The 17,144-nt window shown below is 65.5% G+C and carries 15 protein-coding genes, 1 tRNA gene and 1 riboswitch; of the genes, 3 read left to right on the forward strand and 13 right to left on the reverse strand.

Going from position 1 to position 17,144, the window contains the following annotated elements; genetic code table 11:
• Positions 1-16: 16 nt before the first annotated feature.
• The 3 genes from ACTIFP_RS06375 to ACTIFP_RS06385 form a co-directional block, all read right to left on the reverse strand.
• Complete coding sequence (locus ACTIFP_RS06375) at positions 17-307, reverse strand: hypothetical protein (RefSeq protein WP_439567885.1); 291 nt, start codon at positions 305-307, stop codon at positions 17-19.
• A gap of 115 nt (positions 308-422) precedes the next feature.
• Positions 423-1,061, reverse strand: a complete 639-nt coding sequence (locus tag ACTIFP_RS06380; protein WP_439567886.1) for a glutathione S-transferase family protein — start codon at positions 1,059-1,061, stop codon at positions 423-425.
• Entirely contained in the window at positions 1,058-1,996 is a 939-nt protein-coding gene (locus ACTIFP_RS06385; protein ID WP_439567887.1) for a DMT family transporter, read from the reverse strand. Before ACTIFP_RS06385 ends, ACTIFP_RS06380 begins: the two co-directional genes overlap by 4 nt.
• A 92-nt stretch (positions 1,997-2,088) precedes the next feature.
• Here ACTIFP_RS06385 and ACTIFP_RS06390 point away from each other — a divergent pair.
• Positions 2,089-2,164, forward strand: a tRNA-Trp gene (locus ACTIFP_RS06390).
• 92 nt (positions 2,165-2,256) lie between these two features.
• Positions 2,257-2,577, forward strand: coding sequence for a DMT family transporter (locus ACTIFP_RS06395; protein WP_439567888.1), 321 nt, complete (start codon positions 2,257-2,259; stop codon positions 2,575-2,577).
• Here ACTIFP_RS06395 and ACTIFP_RS06400 read toward each other — a convergent pair.
• The 10 genes from ACTIFP_RS06400 to ACTIFP_RS06445 form a co-directional block, all read right to left on the reverse strand.
• Positions 2,566-3,342: an ABC transporter ATP-binding protein gene (locus tag ACTIFP_RS06400; RefSeq protein ID WP_439567889.1), complete on the reverse strand. Its 777-nt coding sequence runs from the start codon at positions 3,340-3,342 to the stop codon at positions 2,566-2,568. The two genes, ACTIFP_RS06395 and ACTIFP_RS06400, sit on opposite strands and share 12 nt — an antisense overlap.
• Positions 3,336-4,328, reverse strand: a complete 993-nt coding sequence (locus ACTIFP_RS06405; protein WP_439567890.1) for a FecCD family ABC transporter permease — start codon at positions 4,326-4,328, stop codon at positions 3,336-3,338. Before ACTIFP_RS06405 ends, ACTIFP_RS06400 begins: the two co-directional genes overlap by 7 nt.
• The gene (locus ACTIFP_RS06410; protein ID WP_439567891.1) at positions 4,325-5,179 is read right to left on the reverse strand and encodes an ABC transporter substrate-binding protein; all 855 of its coding nucleotides are present in this window, start codon (positions 5,177-5,179) and stop codon (positions 4,325-4,327) included. Before ACTIFP_RS06410 ends, ACTIFP_RS06405 begins: the two co-directional genes overlap by 4 nt.
• The gene (gene cobO / locus ACTIFP_RS06415) at positions 5,179-5,787 is read right to left on the reverse strand and encodes a cob(I)yrinic acid a,c-diamide adenosyltransferase (protein WP_439567892.1); all 609 of its coding nucleotides are present in this window, start codon (positions 5,785-5,787) and stop codon (positions 5,179-5,181) included. The genes ACTIFP_RS06410 and cobO overlap by 1 nt, the downstream gene beginning before the upstream one ends.
• Positions 5,787-7,631 (reverse strand): TonB-dependent receptor plug domain-containing protein, encoded by a 1,845-nt coding sequence (locus tag ACTIFP_RS06420; RefSeq protein WP_439567893.1) that lies wholly within the window; start codon positions 7,629-7,631, stop codon positions 5,787-5,789. Before ACTIFP_RS06420 ends, cobO begins: the two co-directional genes overlap by 1 nt.
• A 177-nt stretch (positions 7,632-7,808) precedes the next feature.
• Positions 7,809-8,027: riboswitch (cobalamin riboswitch) on the reverse strand.
• A 53-nt stretch (positions 8,028-8,080) separates the two neighbouring features.
• Positions 8,081-9,235 carry an acetyl-CoA C-acyltransferase gene (locus tag ACTIFP_RS06425; RefSeq protein WP_439567894.1) on the reverse strand — a complete coding sequence of 385 codons (1,155 nt, stop codon included), beginning with the start codon at positions 9,233-9,235 and terminating at the stop codon, positions 8,081-8,083.
• Positions 9,236-9,239: 4 nt separating this feature from the next.
• Positions 9,240-10,469, reverse strand: a complete 1,230-nt coding sequence (locus tag ACTIFP_RS06430) for an acetyl-CoA acetyltransferase (RefSeq protein ID WP_439567895.1) — start codon at positions 10,467-10,469, stop codon at positions 9,240-9,242.
• 1 nt (position 10,470) lies between these two features.
• Positions 10,471-12,162 carry a class I adenylate-forming enzyme family protein gene (locus tag ACTIFP_RS06435; protein WP_439567896.1) on the reverse strand — a complete coding sequence of 564 codons (1,692 nt, stop codon included), beginning with the start codon at positions 12,160-12,162 and terminating at the stop codon, positions 10,471-10,473.
• 1 nt (position 12,163) lies between these two features.
• Positions 12,164-13,660, reverse strand: a complete 1,497-nt coding sequence (locus ACTIFP_RS06440) for a carotenoid oxygenase family protein (protein ID WP_439567897.1) — start codon at positions 13,658-13,660, stop codon at positions 12,164-12,166.
• On the reverse strand, positions 13,657-14,625 hold the full coding sequence (locus tag ACTIFP_RS06445) for an NAD(P)H-dependent flavin oxidoreductase (RefSeq protein ID WP_439567898.1): 969 nt from the start codon (positions 14,623-14,625) through the stop codon (positions 13,657-13,659). The genes ACTIFP_RS06440 and ACTIFP_RS06445 overlap by 4 nt, the downstream gene beginning before the upstream one ends.
• A 115-nt stretch (positions 14,626-14,740) precedes the next feature.
• Between ACTIFP_RS06445 and ACTIFP_RS06450 the strand changes: the two genes are divergently transcribed.
• Complete coding sequence (locus ACTIFP_RS06450; RefSeq protein ID WP_439567899.1) at positions 14,741-17,029, forward strand: TonB-dependent receptor; 2,289 nt, start codon at positions 14,741-14,743, stop codon at positions 17,027-17,029.
• Positions 17,030-17,144 lie beyond the last annotated feature (115 nt).

Consider the following 17,144-nt stretch of genomic DNA (forward strand, 5'->3'; position numbering starts at 1 on the left):
GGTCGCGTGGGCCGGATTAATCGTCGTCGTCATCATCGTCGTCGTCGCGCGACCAGCGGCGATTATCGTCGCGATAATATCGGCGGTCGTCGTCGCGGTAGCGGCCGCCGCGACGCCCGTCGCGATAGATGCTGCGGCGCTCGTAGCGCTGGCAATAGCCGTCCTCGCAATAGCGATCGACAATGCGCTCGCGGGTGACGCCATTGTTCGACGAGCTGTTCGAACTGGTGTTCGACGACTGGCTGGCCGCCTGTGCCGCGGTGACGGTCAGCAGAGCGGCGGTGGTGAGCAGCGCGTAACGGATCATAAGACGTCTCCGGCTTGATGGATGACGCATCCTGACCGGATGAAGCGATACGCAAGCTGAACGCTGCGCGGCCGGCGCGCGGTTCGGCGCGCCGCGGGCTCGGTCTGGCGCGGGGTCAGGCGGGAGTTGGCCGCTGCCGCTCGCGTGCTTGCTTGAACCCCTCACGCGCCACGCACCGCGCCAGCCATTCCTTGGTCGCCTCGCCCAGCATATCCTCAGCGCCGAGCGTCGTTGCCAGGAACGCTGCATAGCCGATCGCGATGTCGGCAATCGTGAACCGTCCCGCGACCAGCCACTCGCGCCCGTCACCCAGCGCCGCTTCGATGCTCTTCGTGCGCCCGCCGAAGAAGGCTCTGTAGTCGTCGACCGCCTGCGCCAGCCGCCGCTCAGGCGCTTCGACGCGCGTATAGCGGATCATGATTGCGAGCGGGAAGGTCAGCGTCGCATCGCTGCGGTGCAGCCAGTTGCGATAGTCCCAATAATCACCTTCGTCGCGGCGCACCTCCAGCGGGGTTCCCTCGGCAATCCGTTCGCAGATTGCGGCGGACTCGGTCATCAGCCGCCCGTCCTCGACCCAGCCCGGAACCGTCATCAGCGGGTTCACCGCACGATAATCGGGCTCGAACGCGCGCGGCGGGAATTTCAGAACGCGCAGGTCGACGTCGATCCCGGTCTCCTCGACCGCCCACAGACAGCGCAGCGAGCGGGCGTCGGGGCAGTGGTACAAAATCGCCCGAGTTTCTTGGCTTGTCATGCGGCAACCTCCTTGGGCCGGGCGATGTGGCGGCGATGTTCGCGCCACGCGATGAACAGGCCGCTGGCGACGATCAGCGGCGCGCCGACCCATGTCGTGTCGGCGGGCAGGGTGCCAAAAAACCACCAGCCCGCCGCGATCGCCCATAGCAGGCTGGAATAATCCATCGGAATCACGACCGCGACCGGCGCGAGACGCAGCGCGCCGGTGAGCGACATCTGCACGATCGCCCCCAGAAAGCCGAGCGCGAGGAGGAGCAGCCATTCGCTGCCGCTGTGCGGGGTGAAAACAAAGGGCAGCGCGATGCCCAGCGGCACCATCGACAGCAGGCTGAACCAGAAGACGATCGTCGCGGCATTTTCGGTGCGGCCCAGATCGCGCACGGCGATGGTGATCAGCGCGGTCATTATCGCGCCCGCCAGCGCCACGAGGGTGCCGAGGCCATGCGCGCCGCCGAACCCGCCTGCAAAGCTCGCCAACGGGTCGAGCACGACGAGCACGCCGACAAAGCCGATGATCACCGCGCTCCACCGCTGCCACCCGGTCGCTTCGCCAAGCAGCAGCGCGGCAAAGATCACCGCAAAGATCGGCACCGACAGGCTGATCGTCGTCGCCTCGGCCATCGGCAGCAGGATCATGCCGCCGAAATTGCACGCCATGCCGGTCAGCCCCATCAGCATCCGCCGCGTGTGCGCGCCGATGCGATTCGTCCGCAGCGAGGCAAAGCCGCCGGTCGCCTTTACCCACAATAGCAGGAAGGGCAGGACCAGCGCCTGCCGCCAGAACAGGCTTTCGACGATATGGATGCCCGCCCGGTCGATATATTTGACCACCACGAACATCAGCGACAGGCTGGCCATCGCGAGCAGCCGCAGCGCGATGCCGCCGAGATAGTTTTGCGGCGCGGCGGCGGAGGGGGCGGCGGCGGATGTCATGCGAATTTGCGCATATCAGGCGGGTGCGCGCACGCAAGCTGCGATCCCCCTTGCTCCGCCCCCGCAATCGGGCTAGTGGCGCACTCCGGCCTAGGGGTATAGCTCAGTTGGTAGAGCATCGGTCTCCAAAACCGAGGGTCGTAGGTTCGAGTCCTACTGCCCCTGCCAGGCCTTAAATCACCAAGAGGCCACGTCCTCCCCGCGCCGCGCGCGGGTTTTCAAGTCCGGGACGGCCCGGCAGCCTTGCAAAGGAGGCTGTCATGGCCTGGATTTATCTCGCAATTGCCGGTGCGCTCGAAATCGTCTGGGCGTTTTCGATGAAACAATCGGACGGCTTTACCAAGCTGGGCCCGTCACTGATCACGCTTGTCGCGGCGTTCGCCAGCTTTGCGCTGCTCGCGCTGTCGATGAAATCGCTGCCGCTCGGCACCGCCTATACGATCTGGACCGGGATCGGCGCGGTCGGCGCGTTCGTCGTCGGGGTGGCGGTGCTGGGCGAACAGGCGAGCGCGATGCGGATTATCGCGGCGCTGCTGATCGTCAGCGGACTGATGCTGATGAAATATGCATCACCGGGCTGACCGGCCAAAAGTGGTGATCGTCGGCCAGTCGCCGCCGGTTTCGACGCGTGCGTCGATGCCGTAAACGGCCCGGAGCCGTTCGGCGGTCAGCACCTCGGCAGGGGTGCCGTCGGCGACGATCCGCCCGGCGTCGATGAGCAGCAGCCGGTCGCAATAGCGCGCGGCGAGGGTCAGGTCGTGGAGCACCGCGATGACCAGCGCGCCGCCCGCCGCTTCGGCGCGCAGCATGTCCATGACGTCGATCTGGTGCCCCGGATCGAGGCTGGCCAGCGGTTCGTCGGCGATCAGCGCCGCCGCCTCGACCGCCAGCGCGCGCGCGAACAGCACGCGGGCACGTTCACCCCCCGACAATTCGGTGGCGATCCGGTCGCGCAGATCGAGCACGTCGGCGCGTTCCATCGCGCGTTCTATCGCGGCGGTGTCGGCGGCGCCGATCCGCGACATCGGGGCAAGGTGGGGCAGGCGGCCCAGCCCGACGAGGCGCTCGACGGTCAGCGGCCAGTGCAGCAGCTGTCCCTGCGGAACATAGGCGATCCGCCGCGCCAGATCGGCGCGCGGCATCGTGGCGGCATCGACGCCATCGACACGGATCTTCCCGGTCGCGGGGACAAGCGCGAGCATCGCCCGCGCCAGCGTCGATTTGCCGGCGCCATTGGGGCCGACGATGGCGGTCAGCGTGCCTGGGCCAAATTCGGCGGACACATCGCGGACGACGGTGCGGCGGCCCAGCGTTACGCCGACATGGTCGAGGACGAGGCTCACCATAGCCGCCGCTCCCGCATCAGATGGACAAGGAAGACCGGTACCCCCAGGAAAGCGGTGACGACGCCGAGTTTCAGTTCGTTGGTCGAGGGAATGATCCGCACCCCGAGGTCAGCGAGGGTCAGCAATGCTGCGCCGCCGATTGCCGAGGGTAGCAGGATCGCCGACGGGCTGCGATCGGTCAGCGGGCGGATCAGATGCGGCACGATCAGCCCGACAAAGCCGATCGCGCCCGCCACCGCGACCGCACCGCCGACCCCGATTGCCGTGCCGAGCAGCAGCCGCAGGCGGGTGCGCTTGAGGTCGGTCCCCAGCGCCTGCGCCGCATCCTCGCCCAAGGTCAGCGCGTCGAGCGCGCGGCCGTTCCACAGCAGCATCGCAGTGCCGATAGCGATGCACGGCAGCGCGATCCAGACATGATCGAACGAGCGGTTCTCGAGGCTGCCGAGCAGCCAGGTCATGATCTCCATCGCGGCAAAGGGATTGGGCGACAGGTTGAGGGCGAGACTGGTTCCTGCGACCGCCAGCGTCCCGACCGCGATCCCCGCGAGGATCAGGGTCAGCGGGCTTTCCGCCTGTCCCGCCAGCGCGACGAGCAGGGCGAGCGACACCAGCGCGCCGCCCGTCGCGAGCAGCGGCAAAACGACCGGGTGGATGTCGGCCAGTCCGAAATAGATCGCCGCGACCCCGCCGAGCGCAGCGGCGTTCGAGGTGCCGAGCACCGACGGTTCGGCCAGCGGATTGCGCAAATAGCCCTGCAGCGCCGCCCCCGCGAGCCCCAGCATCGCGCCGACCGCGAGCGCCAGCACGGTGCGCGGGAGGCGCAGGTCGAACAGGATGATCGACGCGACCTTGTCGCCGTCGCCGGTCGCGGCGGCGAGCAATCGCGCGACCGACAGATCGACGGCGCCGAACAGCAGCGACGCGATCGCGGCGGCGAGCGTCAGCAACAACAATGCGGTGATCAATGTCCAGCGGGGGAGGGTCATGACGGCTTGCTCCCCAAACGCATGATCTGGTCCGCCATGCTGCGCGCCGCCTGTGTATAGGCCGGGCTGCCGCACACCGTCCACGCCTGCGGTACGCTGATGCGCGGGATGTCCTTCAGCGCCGGGTGGTGCAACATTTCGCTCCCCTGATCGATCACTGTGTCGGTGGCGCTTTCGACGATCAGGAAATCGGGCTGCGCCGCGACCATCTCCTCCAGGCTGAGCTGCGACAGCGGCGGCTTGCCGAGTTGGCCGGCGAGGTTGACGAGACCGACGCGCGTCATCAGTTCGTCGATCAGCGTGCCCGTCCCGGTCATATAACCGCGCCGCTGATAATAGGCGGCGACCCGCCCTTGGCCCGGCTTGGGAAGTCCCGCCAGCTCGCGCTTCATCCGGGCGATCAGCGCGTCGCCGCGCGCGGGATGGCCGACGGCGGCGGCGGTCTGGCGGATCGAGATGTGGATTTCGTCGAGGGTGTTCGCGGTGTCGAGGTCGAGCAGCGGGTAATCGTGCTGCGGCAAGGCGGCGAGCGCGGCGCTGCGGCTGGCGGGCATGCCGACGATCAGGTCGGGCTCGATCGCCAGTATCTGCTCGGCCGAATTGCTGAGCAGCGGGATACCGCGCGCCGCCGCCGCCTCGCCCGACATTTCGCGGTCGGTGGCATTTTTTGTCAGCCCGGCGATCCGGCTGCGGTCGGCGAGCGCGAGCACCAGCTGGTCGGCGCACAGGTTGATCGATACGATGCGCTGCGGCACCGCGGGGGTCTTGGCGGCTGGGGCAGGGGGTGCGGCCCACAGCAACGCTGCCCCGCCGAGCAAAGCTGTCGCCACCAGAACGCCGCGCCGCGGCATCAGAACTCGATCCCCGCCTGCGCTTTCACATTCTGTTCGCGGAACGGATGTTTCACCTGCGCCATTTCGGTCACCAGATCCGCCGCGTCGATCAGCTCCTGCGGCGCGTTTCGGCCCGTGATGATGACATGCGTCATATCCGGTTTGGCGGCGAGCACCTCCAGCACTTCGCCCACCGGCAGATAGTCATAACGCAGCACGATGTTGAGCTCGTCGGCGATCACCATCGCGTAGGAGGGGTCGGCGATCATGCGCTTTACTTCCTCCCACGCGATGCGCGTCACCGCGATATCGCGCGCGCGGTCCTGCGTGTCCCACGTAAAGCCTTCGCCCATCGGTTTGAATTCGATGAGGTCGGGAAAGCGGTCGAACACCACCTTTTCGCCCGTCGTCATCGCGCCTTTGACGAACTGCACCACGCCGACTTTCATCCCGTGCCCGATCGCGCGGATCGCCATGCCGAGCGCCGCCGACGTCTTGCCCTTGCCGGGGCCGGTGTGGACGATGACCAGCCCCTTTTCGACCGTCTTGGCCGCGACCTTCTTGTTCTGCGCCGCCTGGATTTTTTTCATCTTCGCCGTGTGTTCGGCGTCGGTGCGCGCCTTCATCAGAAGCTGACCCGCACGCCGCCATATGCGGCGCGGCCATAGGTACCAAAGCCCGCGGCGGTCGCATAATCGGCGTCGAACAGATTATCGACGCGGCCGTAAAGTTCGAGATTCTGACCGATGGGCATCGACGCGCGGACGCCCGCGAGCGCATAGCCGTCAAGCCGCACGCTGTTCGCCGCATTGTCAAAGCTGTCGCCAACGAGGGTCAGCGTCGCGCCGGTCGACAGCCCGAACCACCAGTCATAATCGGCCGACAGGCTGACCGCATGTTCTGCGCGGCGCGGCAGGCGCTTGCCGTCGAAGGCCGGGCGCCCCGACCGGTCGCGCGCATCAATATAGCTGTAAGACGCGGTGACATTGAGCGCATCGACGGGGCGCAGCGCCAGCGTCGCCTCGACCCCCTTGGCGCGGGTGCGGTCGATATTGCCATAGGTGAAGGTGGCGTTGTCGTAGTTGATCTGGTCGGTGGTGTTGCGCAGGAACGCGGTGAGCGAAATCAGCGCGCGGCCGTCGGCGAGGCTCTGGTCGATGCCGACGTCATAGCTTTTCGAGCGTTCGGGGCGCAGCGCGGCGTTGCCGCTGAACGCATCGTAGAGCTGGTAGAGGGAGGGTGCCTTGAACCCCTCGCCATAGCTCAGCCGGACATTGGTCGCGCCGTCGTTCGGCGAATAATTGGCGTTGGCGCCCAGCGTCGTCGCGCCGCCGAACTGGCTATGGTCGTCGTGGCGGATGCCGCCGGTGACCGACAGACCGGCAAAGGGCTGGACGATGCCCAGCGCATAGACGCTGTCGATGTTGGCGCGCTGGCTGTCGGTCGATCCAAAGCCGAAAAAATCATAATCGGGGCACTCATACTCATAGCCGAAGATCAGCTTGGCTTGGTCGGTCGGGGTCACGACACCCTGATATTCAAAGCGCAGGTTGGTGCCCGAATAGCCATAGTCGGGCGCGGTTCCGCGCACGAAATAATAATCGCGGTCGTTGCGGAGCCAGGTCACCGCCGCGCGGCTGGTAAAGCGCCCGTCGAACAGGGCAAGGTTCAGGCCCGCATAGCCGACATATTGATCGAGCTTCGCGATGTCGGGGCTGTCGGCGGGGGCGCCGAAGAAGCTGTCATAATCAAGGTCAGCGTTGATGTAGTAGCCGCGCAGGTCGAGGCTGAGCGCGTCGCTGAACGCGATCTTCAGCCGCGCGTTGCCGGCGAAATTCTTGTAACCGTCCTTTTCGGTGCCGACCGCGGCCGACGAGATACCGTCGGTGCGGAAATAAGCGCCGCCGATGCCGCCCGACACCGGGCCGGAGGTGCCCGACACATCGGCCCGGGCATTGAGCGTATCGCTGTAGCCATAGTCGGCGGAAGCATTCGCAGCGAAACCCGTGGCGGGCGTTGCAGTCATCAGGCTCACCACGCCGCCGATCGCCTGACTACCGTGAACCACCGAGTTCGACCCGCGCAGCACTTCGATCCGGCTGATATTGCCGGTCAGCAGGGGGCCGAAATCATAGCCGTCGCCGATGCCGCTGGGATCGTTGACCTTCACGCCGTCGATCAGCACCAAAGTCTGCGTCGTCTCGGCGCCGCGCAGCGATATGCCCGCGACCGAGCCGGTGCTGCCGGTGCGGTTGAAGCGGACGCCGGGGGTGGTGGCGAGCAGGTCGACCACATCGACCGTCTGGCGCTTTTCGATCGTGTCGGCGTCGATGATTGTGATCGCTTGGCCCACCTCGTCGCGGGGCTGTTCAATGCCCGACGCAGTGACGACGATGTCGTCGGCGGTTTGGGCAAAGGCGGGCGTTGCCGCTGCCAGTGCAAACAAGGAAATGGTCGCAAATTTCAACATGGAAAAACCCCGCACGCCGGCAACGAAGGCGGAGTCTGCCGAAACGCACGTGCGATCGACCGATGCTCGGGTCGCGGACGGCGTAACTGCCTGCGGCCCTGACACCGAAGCGGCTCCAGCCGCTTGGTCGTCGCTCGACGGATGTGTCCGTGCCGCGGCCTTTCCCTGGGCCTTGGCAGTGAGCGACCCACGCCGGCAGGTCTCCTGGCTCGCGGGTCAGGGCTTGATGCACGCCTTCCCAGGTTGCCCCAGTGGCTGATCCGCAAATCCGGATCAGTGCATCTTGCTCGCCGCTTACAGTTGCAGGGACAGCCTCGGCTTCAGGGGTTCAGGACGAACCCCGTTACCGCGTTCCCATTTTAAGCCCTTTCGGGCACCGGCGCGATCATGCGCGGGGCAAGCCCCGCACGCGCCGCCCATAGCGGAATGGCGGTTTTGCGCAATCGGCTTTATTGGCGCTCGACGATCATCGCGGCGCCGACTCCCATAGCGCCGGTCAGCACCACGAGCCCGTATTTCCCGCCGCACGCGTCTAGCGCGTCGAGCAGAGTCGAGGTCAGGATCGCGCCGCTGGCCCCCATCGGGTGGCCTTTGGCCAGATGGCCGCCGCTTACATTGACGCGCGCCGGATCGGGGTCGCGGTCGCGCAGGAATTTGGCGATGGTGACGGCGAAGGCTTCCATAAACTCGATCCGGTCGAGGTCGGCGAGCGTCAGCCCGGCGCGCGTCAGCACCTTGTCCATCGCGGCGAAACCGGCGGTCAGCGACGCTGCGGGATCGCCGCCGCTCTCCGCAAAGGCAACAACGCGCGCGCGGGGAGGGGGGGCAAGCCCGGCGGCGCCGATCAGCGCCAACCCCGCTCCGTCGCAGATCGGCGGAGCGTGGGCGATGCTGTGCAGCGGTTCGAAGGTCGCACCGTCGAGCGCGCCGGCATATTCCTGCTGCAACGTGCCGAACGCGGGCGGCGCGGCGGCGAGCGATTCGGCGCTTGTCCGGGGCCGGATGCACTCTTCGCCGTCGAGCGCTCCGGTTGCTATCCGCGATTTCTGGAGGGCGGTGTCGCTTTCCGCGGTCCCTGCCTTTTGCTGCGAGGCGAGGGCGACGGCGTCGAGGTCGGCGCGGGTGATGCCCTCGGCGTTTGCCAGACGGTCGGCTGCGAGCACCGGCGGGACGAAACGCGCACGGGGTGGCAGCTCGTTGTTGCCATAGAAAGCCGCCCGGTCGCCGAGGAACGGGCTCTGGCTCATCGACTCGACGCCGCCCGCGAGGATATGCGTCGCTTCACCGCTCGCAACCTTCGCGACCGCCTGACCGATCGCCGACAGCCCCGAGGCGCAATAATTGTTGATGCTGTGCGCCGCCGTGATGTTGGGCAATCCCGCATGCAGCTTCGAGAGCATCGCGATATGCCCGCCCTGCGCGCCGACTTGGGTGACACAGCCGAGCAGCAGCGCATCGGGGTTTCGCGCCACGTCCCCGCAGCGTGCGACAAGCGCCGCCGCCTGCTGGCGGACCAGTTCCTGCGGGCTCAGCCCCGCTAGCCCGCCGTCGGGCCGCGCCTTGCCGCGCGGGGTGCGCACGGCGTCATAAAGATAAACGTTCAAAAGATCAGACGCCGACGACGAAGCTGACCGCGGTCGTCGCGCTGCCCCCGACATTGAACGTCGCGAAATTCTTCGCGCCCTCGACCTGATAGTCGCCCGCATTGCCGGTGACTTGCCGCCAGCTGTCGAGCATCATCCGCACCCCCGTCGCCCCGACGGGGTGACCGAGCCCGATCAGCCCGCCCGACGGGTTGACCGGCAGCTTGCCGCCCAGCGCGATCGTGCCGTCCTCGACCGCACGCCAGCTTTCGCCCGGCGGCGTGATCCCGAAATGGTCGATCGCCATATATTCGGTGATCGAGAAACAATCATGCACCTCGACCCCGTCGCACGCATAGACATCGGGCATTTCGGCGCGGCGCAGCGCGTCCATCATCGCCTTGCGCACGCTCGGGAAGACATAGGACTCGCCGCGACTGCCCGCGACCTTGGTCGAGTAGAGCAGGGGTGCGGTCGAATGGCCCCAGCCCTTGATGCGCGGGATGCTGTCGATCGAAATGCCGCGCCGCTTGGCATAGGCCTCCGCCACCTCGCGCGACGCGAGGAAGATCGCCGCCGCGCCGTCGGTAACCTGCCCGCAATCGGACTTGCGCAGGCTACCTTCGATCAGCGGATTATGCTCGTCGTTCTCACCCAGATGATCGTCAGTGACCGCCCAGCCGCGCGTCTGCGAGTTCGGGTTCTTCTTGGCATTGGCGAAATTATTCGCCGAAATGCCGCGCAGATGCGCACGGTCGAGCCCGAAGCGCTCGTCATATTCCTCGGCAACCCGCGCGAACATCCATGGCCACAGATAGCGCGCCTCCTGCGCCTCGCGGCCCGCCCAGGCCGCGGCGCCCAGATATTCGGCGGCGCGCTGGCCGGGAACGTTGCGCATCAGCTCGATCCCGAGCACCAGCGCGAGACCGTAGCGTTCGGCCTCGATCTCGGCCGCAGCGGCGAGGATCGCGATGCTGCCCGACGCGCAAGCTGCCTCGTGGCGCGACGCCGGAATGCCCGCGAGGTCGGGGTGGACATGGCCGAAGAAGCCGCCGAGCTGGCCTTGCCCCGCGAACAATTCGCCAACGAAATTGCCGACATGCGCGGTTTCGACCTCTTTCGGCTCGATTCCGGTCGCGACGAAAGCTGCTTCGGCGACGTCGCGGAACAGCTCGAACAGCCCGCCGCCCTCGCGTTCCATGTTGCGCGCGAAATCGCTCTGCGCGCCGCCGAGGATGAAGACGTCTTTCGCCATGTCAGGCTTCCTTTTCGAGAGTGGCGAGCGCCAATTCGCGCACTTCGCTGCGCATCACCTTGTTGGTGACGTTGCGCGGCAAGGCGTCAAAGCGGAACAATCGCTCGGGCAGTTTGAATACCGCGAGATCGTGGCCGCGCAGATAGTCGGTGACCTCGGGCAAGCCGACGTCGTTGTCACCGCGCGGGACGTAGGCGAGGCCGATGCGCTCGCCCATCGTCGGGTCGGGCAGCGAGAAGGTGCACGCCTCGGCGAGCAACGGGTGCCCGCCGAGCAACTGGTCGATTTCCTCGGGCGAAATGTTCACCCCGCCGCGGATGATCAGGTCCTTGCAGCGGCCGACGAAGCGGTAGAAATCGCTGCCTTCGGCGATCTCGAACAGATCGCCGGTGCGGAACCAGCCATCGTCGGTAAAGGCTTCGGCGGTGCGCTCGGGGGCGTTGTGATAGCCCTCGAACAAGGTCGGCCCGCGGATCTGCAATTCGCCCGAAACGCCGTCCACCTCGATCGCATCGCCGCCGCCGGGCGGGACGAGGCGGCTTTCGATATTGGGCGCGCGTCCCTCGCCATAGGGGCGCTGATACTGCCCGCGACGCGGGAACAGGCTCGCGCGTTTGTCGGGGTCGGGCATGTCGCCTTCGCCGGTGATGAAGCTCATCCCCTCGTTCGACCCGAAGACGTTGACGATGATGATCCCGAGCTTTTCCTGAAACCCGCGCACCATAGCGGGCGCGAGCGGTGCCGATCCCGAGGCGATGACGCGCAGACTGGACAGGTCCACCGACGCGAGCAACGCCTCATTCTGCAACAGCATGTTGAGCACCGCGGGCGGCGCGATGGTCAGGCTCGGCCGTTCGGTCGCGACCTGTTTCAGGTACACGCCGGCGTCGAACGGATGGTGCAGCACCATCGTCCCCGCACTGGTCAGCCAGCACATGGTGATGCCGCCGATGCTCGCCATGTTGATGAGCGGGAAGGGGTTGAGCAGCACATCGCCCGGCCCGACCTTCATCGCCTCATACCCCGCGCCCGCGACCGCGATCCAATGATTGTGGCTCCGCGGCACGCCCTTGGGCACGCCGGTGGTGCCCGAGGTCCAGCAGATGGTGAAGATATCGTCGGCATCGACCGGATTCGCCGCGACATGCGCCGCGAGCGCTTCGGCGTCGCCCTCGGCGGTCGAGAGATCGAGCGCGTTCGCGGGCGCATCGGGGCCGAAGGTCATGAGCGCGATGCCGCCCAGCAACGGCTGTGCGACGCCGACATGGTCGCACCCCTTGACCGTCGTCGCGCAGACGAAGGCCTTGGGCTGAACGACGCCAAACATGCCTCTCAGCTCGTGGCTACGATATTGCACCGCGGCGGGGCTGACGATCGCACCGATCTTCGCCGCCGCGAAATAGAGCGCGACGAACTCGCTGATATTGGGAAGCTGGACCAGCAGCACATCGTCCTTGCCGATCCCGGCGGTGACTAGCGCGCCCGCGAGCCGGTCGATCTCCGCCGCGAGCTCGGTATAATCCAGCCGCTGCGGCTCGCCGAACGCGAAGTCGCCGCGATTCGGCGCGTCGACCAGCGCGATCCGCTCGGGATGCGCCGCTGCATTGGCCGCGAACAGGTCGGCGAAGGTTTGATCGCCCCACCAACCGCTGGCCCGATGCTGCCGTCTTTTGTCCTCGCCCGCCGCGATCATCTCAGGCGGCCAGCACGCTGTTGTCGCCCATCCCGATATCGTCGCCGCTCGCCCAGACCGTGTGCGTGCCCGAACAGATGCGTTCGGGCAGGATGATCCGGCACACCGGCCCTGCCGCGACATTCTTAGCGTCGATCAAGACACATTCGGAGCGATCGGTTTCGAGGTCGGCGATGAAGGAGACGAGATAGCCATCGTCCTCGTCCTTCGCATCGATGCGCGGCGCGAAGGGGGCCTCGCTGCCGAAGCGGCCGGGGCCGAATTCATATGCTTCGCTCGTGCGGTTTTCGAGGTCGTGCTTGACCAGCCCGCGGAACAGGAACCAGCCCGGCTCGGGGATCGCGCTATAGGCGTAGCGGTACGGCTTGCCCGCATAGCGGTGGTTGAACATGCCGAATTCGAGGTCGCGGTCGTCGAGCCGTTCTTCGACCGTCGCGCCGGTCTTCAGGTTGAAGCGCCAGCGATGGAGCCGCGGCTTGAGCAGCCCCTGATCGAGATAGGCCATCATCCGCTCCAAGCCCTCGGGGGCATTGGGATAGGACTTCGGCATCGGCTCTTCCTGATAATAGCCGTCGAGGATGATCTCGTCGCCTTCCTCCCACGCGTTGAGCCAGTGCAGCGTATAGGTCGGCTCGGCCGTAAACCAGCGGATGTCTTCGGGTTGGCCGTGGCGCGGGATGATCGCAAAGCGCGTCTTTTCGTCGGGATGGAACTGGACGACGTGCAGGTTCCGCTCAAGCAATTCCTCGTTCCAATAGAGCGGCATGTCGTTGAGGATCGTGTAATTCTTCGTGAACGCCATATCGTGCGGCAGGCGCGGCCCGGCGAGCGGGATCGGGATATAATGTTTGAGCTTATTGTCCGCGCCGACGACGCCATAGTGCATGTAAGGTGCGTGCTTCGAGTAATTGAAAAACATCAATTCTCCGGTCGCGAGGTCGACCTTGCAATGCGCCGAAATGCCGTCGAGCGGCACCCAGCTTTCGGTGCCGAACTGTTCGAGCGTGAACGGGTCGAGCCGGTACGCCTCGCCGCACTGATAGAAGGTCGAGATGATCTTCCCCGCATGGATCGCAACGTCGGTCGACGATGAATCCTTGAGCCATTCCTGCGCACCCCAGCCGTGGCGCGACGATTTGTGCGGCGGTTCCATCAACCCCGCCCACAGCGAACGGCCGGCTTCCTTCTCGGCCTCGAATCCCTTGGTGCGCACGAAACGACTGCGATAGCTTGCTCCACCGTCCTTGAAAGAAATCGCGTGGATGAAGCCATCGCCGTCGAAGGGGTGGTAACGGCCGATCGGTTCGTGGATCTGATTCTCGCCGGTGCGCACATAGACGCCGTCGATGTCGTCAGGGATCGTGCCGATCACCTCGGCATCGCCATTGGCGAAGATCGCGTTCCACTCATTATAGGTCGGGCGCCACGCGTCCTTCATATAGGGATGGTCGTTCGGCTGGATCGTGGTCCGGATCGTGTCGACGAGTTCGGCGGTCATGCGGGGACTCCTTCGGCGGCAGCAAAGCGCGGCCTCACGGCGGCGGCATCATATTCGGAAACAAGGCGGTCGACGATGGTGGCAACAGGCTCGATACCGCGAACGGCGCCGACGCCTTGCCCGGCGGACCAGACATTCTTCCACGCCTTCGCGTCGTCCTGCGCGTCCGAGAAATTCGGACGCTTGTCCTCGGGCATATTTGCGGGGTCGTATCCGGCGGTGATCAGGCTAGATTTCAGCCAGTTGGCGGTCACCCCGGTGATGCCCTTCGACGGCACGATGTCCTCGGCGCCCGCGGCGACGACCATCTCCTTGTACCCCGGAACCGCCATGCTCTCGGCGCAGGCGATCAGCGACGTGCCGAGATAGGCGAAGTCGGCGCCCAAAATCTCTGCCGCGCGCACCGCGTGGCCGGTCGAGATCGCGCCGCCGAGCACCAGCGGCCCGTCCCAGAACTGCCGCACCTCCTCGACGAATGCGAAGCCCGCGGTCGCGCCGGTATGCCCGCCCGCGCCCGCGGCGACGAGTACGAGGCCGTCGACCCCGGCGGCGGCGGCCTTGCGGGCAAAGCCGACCGAATTGACATCGGCGAACACCAATCCGCCGTAGGCGTGGATCTCCTCGACCACGCGCGCCGGGCTGCCGAGCGCGGTGATGACCAGCGGCACCTTGTGGCGCACGACGCAGGCGAGGTCTTCGGGCAACCGGCTGTTCGACGGATGGACGACCAGATTGACCGCCCATGCCGCGGCGTCGGGATCGTGCGACAGTGCCGCATCGATTCGGCTGACCCAATCCTCAAGGTCGGCCGAGGTCCGCGCGTTGGGGGCAGGGAAGCTGCCGATCACGCCCGCGCGCGATGCGGCGATCACCATCTCCGGTCCCGAGACAAGGAACATCGGCGCGGCGATCGCGGGCAACCGCAAATTGCGCGTCAGCGCGGGTGGAAGGCCGTTTTTCGGCACGTTTACGCTCTCCCAAATTATCTGACTTGCATAACGATACTTAAAGACGATATGAGTCGCAAGGCCAGAAAAACATCGCGGGGCGAACCCGACGATGGTGGGAGGGAGACATATCATGAAAAAGCAATTCGCCGCGCTGCTCGCCGTTTCGGCGCTCGCCAGCCCCGCCGCCGCCTTCGCGCAGGACGCCGCGCCCGCTGAGGATCAGGGCGGGCTCGAGGAAATCATCGTCACCGCGCAAAAACGTGCCGAGGGTCTGTCGGACGTGCCGATCTCGATCTCGGCGATCAGCGGCAAGCAGGTCGAAAATTACGGCCAGACCAACCTCGAACAGATTTCATCGTCGGTCCCGAACCTGAAAATCACCCAGACCGCGATCGCCAACCGCATCGCGATCCGCGGCATCGCGTCGGGCGACAACAAGGGCTTTGAACAGTCGGTCGCGATGTTCGTCGATGGCGTCTATTACGGCCGCGACCAGCTGTCGCGCTTGCCGCTGGTCGACATGGAGCGTGTCGAGGTGCTGCGCGGGCCGCAGCCGACCCTGTTCGGCAAAAATGCGATTGCCGGTGCGGTGAACATCACGACGCGCAGCCCGACCGACGAATTTGAAGGGTCGGTGAGCGGCCTCTATGAATTCAATCACAAGGAATTGCAGCTGACCGGTGTCTTGTCGGGGCCGCTGAGCGAAGGCGTCGAGGCGCGCGTCGTCGGCTATTATCGCAAGATGGACGGTTATTTCTATAACCAGAAGCTCGACCGTGATGAGCCGAACGTCGATGAGAAATATATCCGCGGCAAGCTTGAGTTCGATCGCGGCGGCCCGCTCGCGGTCGAGCTGAAGGTCGAATATGCCGACTTTGAAGCCAAGGGCCAGCCGCGCGACGTGTTCGGTGCGGTCGGTAATTACAACACCGTGTTCCAGGGGCCGTTCTTCGTCAGCACCAATCCCGATTATGTCCGCGAAGACAATGGCTATCAAAGCCGCAACAAGGTGTTCGGCGCAACGCTGAACGCCGATCTGGAGATCGGCGAGCATACGCTGACTTCGGTTTCATCGTTGCTCGATTACAAGACGCGCGAGATCGTCGATGTCGATTTTTCGGGGATCAGTTTCCTCGACGGCACCAATTTGCAGGAAGATTACCGGCAGTTTTCGCAGGAGTTGCGGCTGGCATCGCCCGGCGGCGAGACCTTCAACTACATTGCGGGCGCCTATTATCAGAACGCCAAGCTGGACGTCGACGATCAGGTGTTGTTCAACTCGACCTTCCTCGCGCTGGGTCCGCCGTTCAACGCGCTGGGCGACACCCGCAACGACCGCGTCTATTCGCAGAAATCGGACCTGATCTCGGTTTTTGCGCAGGGCGAGCTGGCGGTCAGCGACCGGTTCCGCATCACCGCGGGCGCGCGCTTCAACCATGAGAAGAAAAGCGGCAGCCGCGACCTGCGGATCGTCCAGGGGCCGCTCAACACCTTCAATCCGCTGGTTGTCGCGGGCACCTTCCGCGCGCTCAATATCGAGGCGCACAGCATTTCAGGCAAACTCAGCGAGGACAGCTTCAACCCGATGGTCAATGTCCAGTTCGACGCGACCGATGATCTGATGCTCTACGCCTCGTTCGCGCGCGGGACCAAGGCGGGCGGTTTCGACATCCGCTCCAACTCGCTGCCCGGATCGACCACCGTCGCACGCCCCGGGGCGTTTCAGTTCGAGGATGAAAGCGCCGACAATTATGAGGCAGGGCTGAAGTACAAGGGCCGCAATGTTGCGTTCAACCTGTCGCTCTATCGCACCACCTACAAAGATTTGCAGGTCAACATCTTTGACGGCACGCTGAACTTCAACGTCCGCAACGCCGCCGGCGCACGCACACAGGGGGTCGAGGCCGATTTCCGCGCCGCGATCGCCGACGGGCTGACGGTCAGCGGCGCGGTCGCCTATCTCGACTTCAAATTCACCAATTTCACCTCGGGCCAATGCTTTTATCTGCAAACCCCGGGGCCGGGCGGGTTCTGCGATTATACCGGGCTACGCAACGCGTTGTCGCCGAAATGGTCGGGCAATCTCAACGTCGATTACACCACCCCGGTCAGCAGCAACATGAAGGTTGCGTTCAACATCAACGCCGACTTCTCCTCCTCCTATATCGCGGCGGCGAACCTCGATCCGCGCACGAAGCAGGACGGCTATGTGAAGCTTGGCGCGCGGCTGGCGCTGGCCGAGATCGACAATCGCTGGGAAGTGGCGCTGATCGGGCGCAACCTGACCAACCAGCGCATCCTTCAAACCGGCAGCGCGATGCCGCTGGCGACAACGATCACCCGCAACGCGGGCAATGCGTATAACGGCATTGTCGATCGCCCGCGCACGATTGCGGTGCAATTGACCGGGCGCTTTTGATGATGCGTTTCTGACCGGCTCTCCCCAGGGACGAGGGGGCGTGGGCACCGCTCCCTCTCCCGCCCGCTGCCTTGTCGATGCCAGGTCGCTGGGGTAGGGCGGCGGGGGAGCAAGA

It is taken from the genome of Sphingopyxis sp., from assembly GCF_051861155.1.
GTDB lineage: Bacteria > Pseudomonadota > Alphaproteobacteria > Sphingomonadales > Sphingomonadaceae > Sphingopyxis.

Excerpts from the sequence above, each read along its gene's own strand:
- ACTIFP_RS06420 (WP_439567893.1), bottom strand. The coding sequence starts at position 7,631 with ATGTTGAAATTTGCGACCATTTCCTTGTTTGCACTGGCAGCGGCAACG.
- ACTIFP_RS06375 (WP_439567885.1), bottom strand. The coding sequence starts at position 307 with ATGATCCGTTACGCGCTGCTCACCACCGCCGCTCTGCTGACCGTCACC.
- ACTIFP_RS06450 (WP_439567899.1), top strand. The coding sequence starts at position 14,741 with ATGAAAAAGCAATTCGCCGCGCTGCTCGCCGTTTCGGCGCTCGCCAGC.
- ACTIFP_RS06385 (WP_439567887.1), bottom strand. The coding sequence starts at position 1,996 with ATGACATCCGCCGCCGCCCCCTCCGCCGCCGCGCCGCAAAACTATCTC.
- ACTIFP_RS06430 (WP_439567895.1), bottom strand. The coding sequence starts at position 10,469 with ATGGCGAAAGACGTCTTCATCCTCGGCGGCGCGCAGAGCGATTTCGCG.
- cobO (WP_439567892.1), bottom strand. The coding sequence starts at position 5,787 with ATGAAGGCGCGCACCGACGCCGAACACACGGCGAAGATGAAAAAAATC.
- ACTIFP_RS06400 (WP_439567889.1), bottom strand. The coding sequence starts at position 3,342 with ATGGTGAGCCTCGTCCTCGACCATGTCGGCGTAACGCTGGGCCGCCGC.
- ACTIFP_RS06380 (WP_439567886.1), bottom strand. The coding sequence starts at position 1,061 with ATGACAAGCCAAGAAACTCGGGCGATTTTGTACCACTGCCCCGACGCC.
- ACTIFP_RS06405 (WP_439567890.1), bottom strand. The coding sequence starts at position 4,328 with ATGACCCTCCCCCGCTGGACATTGATCACCGCATTGTTGTTGCTGACG.
- ACTIFP_RS06435 (WP_439567896.1), bottom strand. The coding sequence starts at position 12,162 with ATGATCGCGGCGGGCGAGGACAAAAGACGGCAGCATCGGGCCAGCGGT.
- ACTIFP_RS06440 (WP_439567897.1), bottom strand. The coding sequence starts at position 13,660 with ATGACCGCCGAACTCGTCGACACGATCCGGACCACGATCCAGCCGAAC.
- ACTIFP_RS06395 (WP_439567888.1), top strand. The coding sequence starts at position 2,257 with ATGGCCTGGATTTATCTCGCAATTGCCGGTGCGCTCGAAATCGTCTGG.
- ACTIFP_RS06410 (WP_439567891.1), bottom strand. The coding sequence starts at position 5,179 with ATGCCGCGGCGCGGCGTTCTGGTGGCGACAGCTTTGCTCGGCGGGGCA.